The sequence below is a fragment of the Streptomyces sp. NPDC020996 genome (assembly GCF_040641355.1).
Classification (GTDB): Bacteria; Actinomycetota; Actinomycetes; order Streptomycetales; family Streptomycetaceae; genus Streptomyces.
Genome location: NZ_JBFADM010000004.1, coordinates 245,357 through 255,184 on the forward strand (window position 1 = coordinate 245,357; position 9,828 = coordinate 255,184).

Here is a 9,828-nt window from a genome sequence, read left to right on the forward strand (position 1 = left end):
CCGCATCGGTTACGCCCGCGCCTCCACCGCGCGCCAGTCCCTGGACTCGCAGCTCGACTCCTTGGCTGCTGCCGGGGTCACCCGGGTGTTCTCCGAGAAGATCTCGACCCGTGCCACGAAGCGGCCGGAGCTGGAGAAAGCCGTCACGCTCGCCCGCGAGATCCGCGCGTCCGGTGTCCGGGCCACCCTGGTCGTGCACGAGCACAAGCGGCTCGGCCGCGGCATCGACCTCGCCACGCTCGCCGAGGAACTGCGTGCCACTGACGTCGGCCTGGAGTTCCTCACCGGGGAGCTGCAGGGCTCGCACGACCCGGGCGGCGTCGTCTTCACCGTGCTCGCCGCGCTGTCGGGCATGGAGCGCGAGTACATCCGTGACCGCACGCTGGAGGGCCACGAGTCGGCGAGGAAGCGCGGCAAGTCGATCGGCGGCGCGAGCGTTACCGACGACGACATGCTGGGCATGGCGCTGCACCTGCGAGGCCAGGAGCTGAGCCTTCGCGAGATTGCTACCCGGCTCGTCATCACCAAGGGCGCCCGGAAGGGACAGCACCCCTCCCCGGCGACTGTCATGCGAATGCTGCGGGAGTACGACGAACAGACGGCCATCACGGATCTCGTAGCGGCCAACGACGGTGCCCCGGACAGGGAAACGGGACTCGCTCCGCTACTCACGACCTACTTTGCGGCTGGTGTCTGAGCTAGGACACCAGGGCCGTGAGGGCTGAGGGTTTGGTGCTCAGGAATCCTGTCGGGCCATGAGGGCTGGGATCGTGGCGATTTTTTCCGTCGTCAGGGCCGACCAGTCGACTCCTGAGGGCCGGTGGGGGTTCGGGCAGGTGATGGTCTCGTCGGGGGTCACGATCAGGTCGACGTCGACGTCGTGCTCGGTGGTGGGGATCGGGGTCTCTGTCACCTGGAGTGGGTGGACGGTGGTGGCGACGATGGTGTCCGGCGTCACCAGGCCGGCTTCGGTGAGCAGGGCGAACTCGATGTCGGAGTAGCCGGCGCCCTTTCCGATGCGGGCGCCGTCACGGTTGACGGCGACGCTGCCGAGAATGATCAGGTCCAACGGCCGGAGGGCGTCGACCTCGACCATGGGAGCGATGGCGGCAGCGGTGCGGCTGGCTGCGGCCTCGGAGGGTGGGACGGTGAGGGCAGCCGGGTCGAGGAGGTAGAAGGGCTTGAGAGTGGCCAGTTTCGGGACCGCCATGTAGACGGTTTTGCCCTCCTCCAGAGCTCTTGCCCGGACGGGGAGTTGCGCCTTGTCCGGTACGGCCTTGACCACGCTCGCGCGCTGCCAGGCCGGAAGTGCCGCGAGTCGGGCCGCAGCTTGCTCGGCACCCTTGAAATGGGGGATGCGACCGTGAACGGAGCGGTCGTGGACGGCGTCCGCGGCGGTCAGGGCGTCCCAGACCTGCGTGCGTACCGCCTGCTTGGCGCGGTCCAGGGAGTTGGCTGCCACCGTGTCTCCTCTTCTCTCCTAAGCTGCCGTCATCAAGCCGAACAGTCTGTCGTGGACCTCTGCGACGAGGGGTTCCTGTCGCCAGGGGCGTAGTTCGCGGGCGGCTCCGAAGACGATGTTCATGCCTCCGCCCCCGCGTGTGGTCTCCAACTCGGCGATGGCTTCGGTGAGGCTGGCCACTCCCGCCTCGACGTCGCGTTGACGGATACGGGCGAGCGTAAGGTTCCCCAGCACGATCGCGCGTGACTTTCGCCTGTCCCGTAGCTGTTCCGCCGCCTCGGCCAGCAGGGTCTCGGCCCGTTGGTGGTCTCCGAGGGCGAGGTAGCAGGAACCTGCGAGACGGCCGAACTGGGTGGGCGACACCAGGTCGGCTGCGGCGTCGCTGCCGTCCGCACGTGCCAGTCGGCGTTCCGCGCCGACGAGAGCACGTTCGCAGTCCGAGGCCGACCGCAGCATGGCGTGTGCCTCGGCGACGTGCAGGAGCGCCAGCCCGGCCAGGGCGGGACTCGTGCGCTCGGCGGTTTCGGCAGCTTGCTCCGCGAGCGCGAGCCCGGCCCGCGCGTCGCGTGCGCCGTACAGCGCGACGTAGCAGGTGCGCAGTAAGGCATGCGCTTCGAGAGTGGTGTCACGTAGGTGGCGGGCGAGACCGGCGCTCTGCTCGTAGTAGGTCTTGGCAGTGGTGTGGTCGCGGCGCTGGGAGGCGTCCCAGACCAACTGCCCCATGAGAGTGCACGCGTCGGCGTGCAGAGCGTGCAGTTCCCTCTGCACACGCCCGCGGGCCGAGCCAGCGGCGAGCCGGTCGATGCGGTTGAGTTGTGCTGCTGCTTCTGCGATGAGACCGGCCGAAGGAAAACGGTCGTAGCGAGCGGCGCAGTCGTCGAAGCGCGTGCGAAGTGCGGTGATGGCGGACAGGTCGATGCGGCCGGGGTGAAGCATCGCGTGATCGAGGGCATCCTGTCCCTGCGTGTCATCTGGCGACCGCACGGTCAGCAGGTCATTGAGACCCTCGGCATCGACGCGCAGAAGGCGGGCCAGCCGCGGACGCATCCAGGGCTGCGGAGCGGTGCGGCCTGATTCCCAGCGGGTGACGGTGGAGCGGTCCACCCGCATGTGCTCGGCGAGAGCCTCTTGGGTGAGGCCCACGGTCCGGCGGCGCGCTGCGAGGCCGTTGCGGCGGTGTGCCATGACGCTGTCCCCCGTTTCTCCTGCTCTGCCAGAGATGTGCGGCTGGGCGACTCCCAGGTGAGACGTGGTGATGACGCACGGATGCCGCATCGGTGCGTCCATTGTGCTCTGGGCGTTGTCCGTTGTGGGCGGTTGTGTGGAACTCCGACGCACTCCGCCAGGAAGGTCCGCCCTCCATGACGCTCCGAACGCCCGCCCCGAAGTCCTCGTCCTTCCGTGTCCCGTCCGACGTCGGCTCCGTGTCTTCCGCTCGTCGCAGGGTCGTCGCGGTCGTCCGTGACTGGGACCTGCCGCTGGTTGAGGACACGGTCGAGACGCTGGAACTGCTGGCCGGCGAGGTGATCGCGAACGCCGTGCTGCACACGGGGCAGGGCTGCCAGGTCACGGTGAGCTGGGACGGGACCTGTGTGCGGTTCGAGGCGGAGGACGCGGAAGGCGGCCTCCTCCCGCAGCGGACGCCGGCCAACTCGGACGAGGAGAGCGGGCGCGGACTGCAGTTGGTCGACAGCCTGGCCCAGAGGTGGGGCTCCCGACCGACCCCGGACGGAAAGGTGGTCTGGTTCGAGATCGGCAGTTGCTCACGCCCGCCGCTCCGGCCGTGTCCCGGCGTAATCGGCAGCGATCTTCCGTACGGGGGTGCACAGCGGCCGGTGTCAGTTGCCGAACCGGGATGCGGCGTGCTCAGCGGCTCCCGTGCGCATGTCACTTCCACCTGATTACTGCCCCTTGATCAGTGACCTCCTGACTTCGGATGCACGAGCGCCGAAGTCAGGCACAGGCGCCTCCAACCGGACCGCCACCGCCCGGTGGGGGCGGCCGGAGACACCACAGCCAGGGAGCGGGCAGCCGGCTCGCTTCCGCCCACGCCGAAGGAGATACGCCTGAGCAGAACACGACCACGAACGGTGGTCAGGAGGACCACGGCCTGCTGATCACCCATCGTCGGATCGTCGCCGCCCGTGCCGCTGATCCCCCACCATTCCTCGGCCACTCCATGGCTGAGGAGCCTCTGCACCTTGGCGAGATCGGCAGTCGGCAGGACGTCCAGAGCGACCGTGCCGAACCGCTCCATGCCCTCGCCGCACACTCCGAGTTTCTGACACGCGTTGATCACGCTCTGCCGTGCAGCTCCAGAGCCGCCGTCACGGAGCACGATGAGACGGATGGTGCAGTTCTCCGAGGTGCGCCGGGAGCAGCAGCGGTCGGCCCTGTCGGCTGCAGCCGTCACACGGGCCATTCGCCGGTTCTGCGCCGACTGCGCTCGCTGTGGGACCTCGGGTGCGGACACCCCTGCGTTCAACCATGTGGTGATGCGGGCGCGTCGAAGGTCGTAGGGTCGGCCGCCGAAGATCGACGCTTGACCACGCACCGAAGCTGACAGAGGTGTGCCCGAGTCCTCGGTTGCCGAGGAACTCAACCGGGTGAACCATGGCATAGGTACGGTTTCTCACGCTTAGAGCAACGAAGGTGGTTTTTTCGTCGAGGCTTGCACGTGCGACCTGCGGAGGACTCGTGTACACGACTCGATCCCGTGCCCGTTTCGCCGCCGTATGCGCCACCACCCTGTGCGTCACGGGTGTCACCTCGCTGCCGGCCCTCGCGTCCTCGTCGTTCGCGTCGTCGGCGGTCTCCACCCTGGACAGGCAGCTCCTGACCGCGGCACACCAGGGAAACCTGTGGGAGATCACGACCGGTCAGCAAGCTCAGAGCGCCGCGACCACCGCCTGCGTCAAGCGGGTCGGCGCCGACTTCATTCGCGACCACAGAGGCCTTGATGCCGACGTCGTCAAGACCGCGGCAGAACTCGGCGTGGCACTGCCGTCCGGGCAGACGAGTGCGCAGCTGAGGCAAACTGCCGCCCTCAAGTCCCTCGCCGGGACGTCCGCGTACGATGCCGCGTGGCTCAAGGCCCAGTACCCCGCCCACGTGCAGACCCTCGCGCTCATCGACAAGGAGATCGCCTCGGGTACCAACCCGCTGGTGAAGTCGCTGGCCAAGAGCGCGCGCCCGGTGGTCTCACGCCACACTCAGATGGTCAACCACGGCATGTGTCACGCGTAGGCGCCTGCCGGCTCACAGACGTGATCTCGGATCACTGATGCGCACCTTCGATGGGATCACGATGCGGAGTTGCAGGACACCACGGAGACGAGAGGCAGACGGGCCCAATTCGTACGGCCGTAGGAGTGATCAAAGCATGACTGGCGTTACGCGCTGATCCTCTTTGCGCATCGTTCTCCATGTGTCTGCCCGATCTGGGGCAGAGCAGTGGAGGAGGACATATGAGGAACGTCCAGAAGATTGCTGCCGTGGCCGCAGCCACGTGCGGAATCCTCTTCGCCGGCATCGGCGGGGCCAGCGCTGACACCGGTAACGGGGGAGACAACATCCCCGTGCTCAGCAACATCAACCAGCTCAACTGGGACGATTCACCCTTCTGCGGAATCCAGGTCAAGACCAAGGACAGCGAGCAGAACACGTCCTGTCCGGTAGTGCACAACGAGGGCAGCTCCAACAGCCCGGTCTACATCGTCACCTTCGGAGATTGATCTTTCATAGTGGTCCGGCGGTTCGCCTGTCGGACCGTTCTGGCTGTCGGGGTGTCGGCAGGCAGGTCAATGATCCGGCTGTCGTGTCGGGTGGGTGCCCAGGGCTTCGGCATGGTTCGGCCTCGCAATTTTGATCACGTCAGGCCGAACCACCCTCCGCGACATGATGGTGCGCGCCGGCCAGTCCTCCGAGACGGCGGCGCTGATCTACCATCACTCCGCCGAGGAGCGGCAACGGGAGGTCGCCGCCGGGCTCGACGACCTCGTACGCGCCGAAGGTACGAAGCACCACACCGGCGGCCGCGGGCACCACAACGAAGGGCCACCGGAGGGCCAATGGCGCGGTTGTGGTGCGCGCATCGCCGACCGGTCTGGACAATGAAGAACCCCCGGGCCACTGGCCTGGGGGTTCTTCGTGGAGCGGGTGACGAGAATCGAACTCGCGATCTCAGCTCGGGAAGCTCGTGGTTTCTTGGCGGCGATTGCCGACAGCCGCGCTGACCTGCGTCGGGCTGCGTACGGCACTGGCGCCTCCTCCCGATGTGCTCCCCGCTGTTCCCCGTGATTGGCCACAGTGGATCGCCCTGGTCGTGGTTCGCAGGCACTCCGCTGCCGTGGCAGCCGATGCAACTGTCATAGGCGTGACGTCGGTGGACCCTGAGTGACTGGGCGGCTCGGCAATGGCCGCCGTCCATCGACTGAGGACGGCGGCCATTACAGGCACAGGCTTTGCGGTCTGGCCTCATCCTTAAGGCGCCGCATCTGGTGCCAGGTGGCGAAGTGTTGTAGAAGCTGACGGTGCTCGGGCTCCTCGATGGAGGCGAGCCGTTCGGTCAGCCACCCCTGGTAGAGGAGGAGCTGCCGGTCGACTCGCGGGAGGACGCCACTGTCCATCAGCAGGTCACGCAGGTGAGTAACGGTTCGCCAGGGGGGTTCCTGGTGCAGCCCGTCGTGGGTGAGCGGGATGCTGCCGGTGGCCGGCCCCTGGAGGAGACGGACGACGTTGGGGTTGCGCAGCCAGATCAGTCGGCTCTTGGGCCGGTCCATCTCCAACAGGATCTTGACCAACGGCAGGAACTCCGGGGCGACACGCCCAGTGCCGTCGTCGAGGAGGTGGGCAAGCGTGTCGGCGAGGGTGCACTGTTCGCAGAGACGCCCACCGAGTAGGAGTCCCTCGAAGCCGCAGCGATCACAGAAGAAGTCGCGGACGATGCCCGCGCAGTCGCGGCAGATCGGTGTGCCATCGGTGTCCCGTCCGGGCAGCAGCCGGTCGGTGTCGCAACAGGGGCAGCGGCCGCGGACGCGCATCGCGCGTTCGTAGCAGGTCCGGCAGATCGGACCGTCTGACCGCTCGGCGGACTTCGAGGCCCGACGGCCGCAGCGTGCGCAGTCACGGATCATCCACCGCTCGTACTCCTCCGGCGTCACCGCTCACCCTTCGGGCGTCAGCCGGACCCGTGTGGGTCGTCGGGCGGCCAGGTTGATCGGTGCTTCCTCGCCGACCACGCGGCGGGCCGGGAGGTTCTGGGCGGAGGTGGTGATCAGGTCGGTGGGCGTGCAGTCGAGGATGTCGCAGAGGGTGGCCAGAACGGGCAGGGACAGGCGTTCCGGGGTGCCGGAAACCAGGCGGTGGACTTGGGAGGAGGACAGCGTGATGCCGCGTTCGGTCAGGTGCGGCATGAGCTCGGCGACAGTGAACATGCCGCGGGCGGCCATCAGCTCGCGCAGGCCCCACCGGTAGCTGATCTGGCGTGGCATCAGGAGTTGCTGGTACTTGCGCGCGACGACCTCGATGAACGGGGTGTCGCCCCGGCTTGACCACGAAGTACATCGACGCCGCCGTCGCCCGGCTGCGGGCCGAGGGCCACGAGATCCGCGACGAGGATGTCTCACGCCTGTCGCCGCTGAAGCACAAGAACCTCAACGTGCTCGGCCGCTACAGCTTCACCCCGTCCGTCCCGGCCGGCGGCCTGCGACCGCTGCGCGACCCGGACGCCCCCGGGCTGGACGACGAGGAAGAGGACGACGGAGCGGAGGACTGAACGCCGATGCCCTTGCCGAGTGCTGGCGGGCCCGCCGGCCGGGCCCGGCTGCCGCCCCGGAAGAGATGCCGTGGCCGATCTTCTTCGCCCCGCGGTCATCCTCAGGTAGGAGGACGGCGTCCTCGTCTCGCACGAGGACGGCCCCTTGCCTGCTGCACGGCCACGAGGAGCAGGTCACGGCACGGGCAGGATGCTCCGGCGGCACCTGGAAGGACAGCCTTGGTACCTACCTGAGAACTCATGTTGGAGAGACCTTCTCGTGGCTACCTTCCTGTACCGACTGGGCCGGACCGCCTTCCGGCGGCGCTGGCTCGTGACCTTGTTGTGGGTGGTGGTCCTTGGCGGTGTCGGTCTCGGCGCCGCCAAGGCCCCGGCCGCCAGTGACGACGGCACGTCGTTCATGCCCGGCATCGAGGCCCAGAAGGCGTTCGACCTCATCGGTGAGCGATTCCCCGGCTCGGATGCCGACGGCGCGAACGCCCGCATCGTCTTCATCGCCCCCGGCGGGGAGAAGGTGACGGCCGAGGAGAACCAGGCCGCCATCGGCGAGCTGGTGTCCGCGGTCGCCGATGGCGCGCAGGTGGACAGCGCCGTCGACCCTTTCAAGGCCCACGCGGTCAGCAAGGACGCCTCGACCGCGTACGCCACGGTCAACTACAAGGTCAAGGCTGACGACCTGACCGAAGCCAGCAAGGACGGCCTTGAAAAGGCCGTCGCCCAGGCCCGCGAAGCGGGGCTCACGGTGGAGGTGGGTGGCACTGCTCTCGCCTCGCAGCCGGCCGCAGGGGGTTCGGCTGAGGCGATCGGCATCGCCCTCGCCGCCGTCGTCCTGCTGATCACCTTCGGCTCCCTGGCCGCGGCCGGGCTGCCGCTGCTCACCGCCGTCATCGGCGTCGGTGTCAGCATGTGCGCGATCATCGCTCTCGGCAGCGCCCTGGGGCTGTCCATGACCACTGGCACGCTCGCCTCGATGCTGGGGCTCGCGGTTGGCATCGACTATGCCCTTTTCGTCGTCTCCCGCTACCGGGAGGAGCGCGCGAACGGACACGACCCGCGGGAAGCGGCGGGCCTCGCGGTCGGCACGGCCGGTTCCGCCGTGGTCTTCGCCGGTCTGACCGTGATCATCGCGCTCGCCGGTCTGTCTGTGGTCGGCGTGCCGATGCTGACCAAGATGGGTCTGTGTGCCGCCGGAGCGGTCGCCGTCGGTGTCCTGGTCGCGCTGACCCTGGTGCCTGCGCTGCTCGGGATGTGGCCGAACGCCGTCCTGTCCCGCAAGGTCCGCAAGCCCGGCAAGCGGGTCGGCGGCGCCGGGCGCCGCTCCGGGACCGCCGGCAGTGGCGGGACCCGGTGGGCGCGCTTTGTGATGAGGCGGCCCGTGGCGGTCCTTCTGCTGGGTGTGGCCGGTCTGGGAGCCCTGGCGCTGCCCGCCGCTCAGCTGGAGATGGGCATGCCCGGCGCTGAGGCGAAGCCCACGTCGACGACGGAGCGACGTGCCTACGACGCGTTGGCCGACGGCTTCGGTGCGGGTTTCAACGGACCGCTGACCATCGTCGCCGACGTCAAGGGAGCCGCGGACCCGCAGGCGGCCGCGGCGACGATGGCCGAACAGATCAAGGGCACCGAAGGCGTCGTGTCCGTCACGCCCCCGCAGTTCAACGAGGCCGGGGACGCCGCACTCTTCTCCGCGGTGCCGGCCACCGGCCCGAACGAGGAAGCCACAAAGGACATCGTTCAGACCATCCGGGCGGAACGTCCCAAGCTGGAGGCGGACACCGGCGCGACGTTCGAGGTCACCGGCAGCACGGCGATGAACATCGATGTCGCGCAGGCCCTTCAGGACGCCCTGGTGCCCTACCTGGCCGTCATCGTGCTGCTGTCCCTGCTGCTGCTCCTGATCGTCTTCCGCTCGATTCTCGTGCCCATCAAGGCGGCTCTCGGGTTCCTGCTGTCGGTACTCGCCTCGCTCGGGACGGTCGTTGCGGTCTTTCAATGGGGCTGGGGCGCCGAACTGCTGGGCGTGGAGCAGACCGGCCCGATCATGAGCCTCATGCCGATCTTCCTGGTGGGCATCGTGTTCGGCCTGGCCATGGACTACGAGGTCTTCCTCGTCTCCCGCATGCGCGAGGCGTACGTCCACGGTGAGCGCCCCGGCCAGGCCGTGGTGAGCGGTTTCCGGCACAGCGCCCGCGTGGTCGTCGCCGCGGCCGTGATCATGATGGCGGTGTTCTCCGGCTTCATCGGGTCCGGGGAGTCCATGATCAAGACGATCGGGTTCGGTCTCGCTGTCGCGGTCCTCTTCGACGCCTTCGTCGTCCGCATGGCCCTGGTGCCCGCTGTACTCGCCTTGCTGGGGGACAAGGCATGGTGGCTGCCCCGGTGGCTCGACAAGGCACTGCCCCGAGTCGACGTCGAGGGCGCCGCACTCACCTCCCAGACGCAGGCATCCGCTGCCACGGGCTCTGAGGCTCGCACGCGGGAGCCGGCCCGCACCGTCTGCTGATACCTCCGGCGCTCGCGGCCATCGGCCCGGGGCGGCACGGGGAGAGCTGATTCGCCGCGGTGGAACTGGACGCCGCCACCCAGGCGCTCC

The 9,828-nt window shown here is 68.4% G+C and carries 9 protein-coding genes, 1 tRNA gene and 3 pseudogenes; 7 read left to right on the top strand and 6 right to left on the bottom strand.

Annotated elements, in window-relative coordinates:
- The first annotated feature begins 4 nt into the window (after positions 1-4).
- A complete protein-coding gene (locus AB0G63_RS05175) occupies positions 5-697 on the top strand; it encodes a recombinase family protein (RefSeq protein WP_360744518.1) in 693 nt (230 codons plus the stop codon).
- A gap of 39 nt (positions 698-736) precedes the next feature.
- On the opposite strand, the gene AB0G63_RS05180 is transcribed toward AB0G63_RS05175, so the two are convergent.
- Both AB0G63_RS05180 and AB0G63_RS05185 read right to left on the bottom strand, forming a co-directional pair.
- Entirely contained in the window at positions 737-1,462 is a 726-nt protein-coding gene (locus AB0G63_RS05180; protein WP_360744445.1) for a 5-formyltetrahydrofolate cyclo-ligase, read from the bottom strand.
- An 18-nt stretch (positions 1,463-1,480) separates the two neighbouring features.
- Positions 1,481-2,647, bottom strand: coding sequence for a helix-turn-helix domain-containing protein (locus AB0G63_RS05185; RefSeq protein WP_360744448.1), 1,167 nt, complete (start codon positions 2,645-2,647; stop codon positions 1,481-1,483).
- Positions 2,648-2,823: 176 nt separating this feature from the next.
- Between AB0G63_RS05185 and AB0G63_RS05190 the strand changes: the two genes are divergently transcribed.
- Entirely contained in the window at positions 2,824-3,363 is a 540-nt protein-coding gene (locus AB0G63_RS05190) for an ATP-binding protein (protein ID WP_360744451.1), read from the top strand.
- A 257-nt stretch (positions 3,364-3,620) separates the two neighbouring features.
- Here AB0G63_RS05190 and AB0G63_RS05195 read toward each other — a convergent pair.
- Positions 3,621-3,833: pseudogene (locus AB0G63_RS05195) on the bottom strand (DUF4265 domain-containing protein); the annotation flags it as partial.
- Positions 3,834-4,159: 326 nt separating this feature from the next.
- Here AB0G63_RS05195 and AB0G63_RS05200 point away from each other — a divergent pair.
- The 3 genes and pseudogenes from AB0G63_RS05200 to AB0G63_RS05210 form a co-directional block, all read left to right on the top strand.
- Entirely contained in the window at positions 4,160-4,708 is a 549-nt protein-coding gene (locus AB0G63_RS05200) for a DUF4142 domain-containing protein (RefSeq protein WP_360744454.1), read from the top strand.
- Between the two features lie 221 nt (positions 4,709-4,929).
- Positions 4,930-5,196 carry a hypothetical protein gene (locus AB0G63_RS05205; RefSeq protein WP_360744457.1) on the top strand — a complete coding sequence of 89 codons (267 nt, stop codon included), beginning with the start codon at positions 4,930-4,932 and terminating at the stop codon, positions 5,194-5,196.
- Between the two features lie 151 nt (positions 5,197-5,347).
- A pseudogene (locus AB0G63_RS05210) lies at positions 5,348-5,578 on the top strand (hypothetical protein); the annotation flags it as partial.
- Positions 5,579-5,612: 34 nt separating this feature from the next.
- On the opposite strand, the gene AB0G63_RS05215 reads toward AB0G63_RS05210, so the two are convergent.
- The 3 genes from AB0G63_RS05215 to AB0G63_RS05225 all read right to left on the bottom strand — a co-directional run bounded on the left by AB0G63_RS05215 (position 5,613) and on the right by AB0G63_RS05225 (position 6,954).
- Positions 5,613-5,692, bottom strand: a tRNA-Gly gene (locus tag AB0G63_RS05215).
- 218 nt (positions 5,693-5,910) lie between these two features.
- Entirely contained in the window at positions 5,911-6,624 is a 714-nt protein-coding gene (locus AB0G63_RS05220) for a hypothetical protein (protein ID WP_360744460.1), read from the bottom strand.
- 3 nt (positions 6,625-6,627) lie between these two features.
- Positions 6,628-6,954: a helix-turn-helix transcriptional regulator gene (locus AB0G63_RS05225; protein WP_360744463.1), complete on the bottom strand. Its 327-nt coding sequence runs from the start codon at positions 6,952-6,954 to the stop codon at positions 6,628-6,630.
- A gap of 59 nt (positions 6,955-7,013) precedes the next feature.
- On the opposite strand from AB0G63_RS05225, the pseudogene AB0G63_RS05230 reads away from it, so the two are divergent.
- A pseudogene (locus tag AB0G63_RS05230) lies at positions 7,014-7,238 on the top strand (Tn3 family transposase); the annotation flags it as partial.
- A 259-nt stretch (positions 7,239-7,497) separates the two neighbouring features.
- Positions 7,498-9,738, top strand: coding sequence for an MMPL family transporter (locus AB0G63_RS05235; RefSeq protein ID WP_360744521.1), 2,241 nt, complete (start codon positions 7,498-7,500; stop codon positions 9,736-9,738).
- The last annotated feature ends 90 nt before the right edge of the window (positions 9,739-9,828 follow it).

What these genes read in the sequence shown, in the direction of transcription:
- AB0G63_RS05185 (WP_360744448.1), bottom strand. Translation starts at nt 2,647, where the DNA reads ATGGCACACCGCCGCAACGGCCTCGCAGCGCGCCGCCGGACCGTGGGC.
- AB0G63_RS05190 (WP_360744451.1), top strand. Translation starts at nt 2,824, where the DNA reads ATGACGCTCCGAACGCCCGCCCCGAAGTCCTCGTCCTTCCGTGTCCCG.
- AB0G63_RS05205 (WP_360744457.1), top strand. Translation starts at nt 4,930, where the DNA reads ATGAGGAACGTCCAGAAGATTGCTGCCGTGGCCGCAGCCACGTGCGGA.
- AB0G63_RS05225 (WP_360744463.1), bottom strand. Translation starts at nt 6,954, where the DNA reads ATGCCACGCCAGATCAGCTACCGGTGGGGCCTGCGCGAGCTGATGGCC.